Source organism: Sphingobium xenophagum (genome assembly GCF_031457465.1).
Lineage (GTDB): Bacteria > Pseudomonadota > Alphaproteobacteria > Sphingomonadales > Sphingomonadaceae > Sphingobium > Sphingobium xenophagum_A.
Map to the genome: position 1 here is coordinate 1 of NZ_JAVDWV010000057.1, position 1005 is coordinate 1005.

The window sequence follows — 1005 nt, forward strand, 5'->3', positions numbered from 1 at the left end:
GATCACGCGCAAGCAGACCGACGCTTCTCCGATCGCCAGTTCCGCCACTGTACCTACCGGCTCCACGCTCTATTTCCTGTCGGGTGCGACCGCCTCGCCGATCGACCCCAAGATTACCGACACGCCCGACGCCTATGGCGATACCGAAGCGCAGGCGATGTCGATCTTTACCAAGATGAAGGCGCAGTTGGTCGATCTTGGCCTTTCGATGGGCGACGTCGTCAAAATGACCATATTCCTGGTCGGCGATCCGAAGCTAGGCGGCAAAATGGACCGTGACGGCATGATGCGCGCCTATACGAAATTCTTCGGCTCCGCTGACCAGCCCAACAAGCCGACGCGATCCGCTTTCCAGATCGCAGGGCTGGCCAGGCCACAACAACTGATCGAGATCGAGGTCATCGCGGCCAAGGCACCCTGATCCCATCTGACCATCTATGGCGGGAGCCTGTAGGGCGATGCTCCCGCTTTGCCGCCATCGCCCGGTTATGAAACGGGGTAGAGCATGACCAAGATTGCACAGCCAAGTCGTCGTCAGCTCTTGACCATGATCGGCACGATGGGCGGCGCAGCGGCCATGTATCAGGCGATGACCACGCTGGGCCACGCAGCCGAAACACAGTTTGAGAAACCGCCGACACTGACTGGCGCAAAGCCGGGGGCGTCCGTCGTCGTGCTGGGCGCGGGGCTGGCCGGCATGGTAGCGGCCTATGAACTGGAAAAGGCTGGATATGCGGTAAAAATCCTTGAATTTCAGGATCGTCCGGGCGGGCGCAATTATACACTGCGTGGTGGCGATACTTTCACCGAAAGTGATGGAACGGTGCAAAAGGTCGGGTTCGCGCCCGGCAACTATCTCAACCCTGGCCCATGGCGCATCCCACATCACCACAAGTGTCTGCTGCACTACTGTAAACAGTTCGGCGTCGCGCTGGAGCCGTTCATTCAACTGAACCACGCTGGCTATATCCATTCGTCCGAAGCCTTTGGCGGCAAGCCGATGCG

The 1005-nt window shown here is 59.5% G+C and carries 2 protein-coding genes; both read left to right on the plus strand.

Annotated features, from left to right (window positions below):
• On the plus strand, positions 1-421 hold a 421-nt coding region (locus J2W40_RS20545; protein ID WP_310227828.1), incomplete at its 5' end, for a RidA family protein.
• Between the two features lie 84 nt (positions 422-505).
• The coding region (locus J2W40_RS20550; RefSeq protein ID WP_310227830.1) for a flavin monoamine oxidase family protein at positions 506-1005 on the plus strand (500 nt) is incomplete at its 3' end.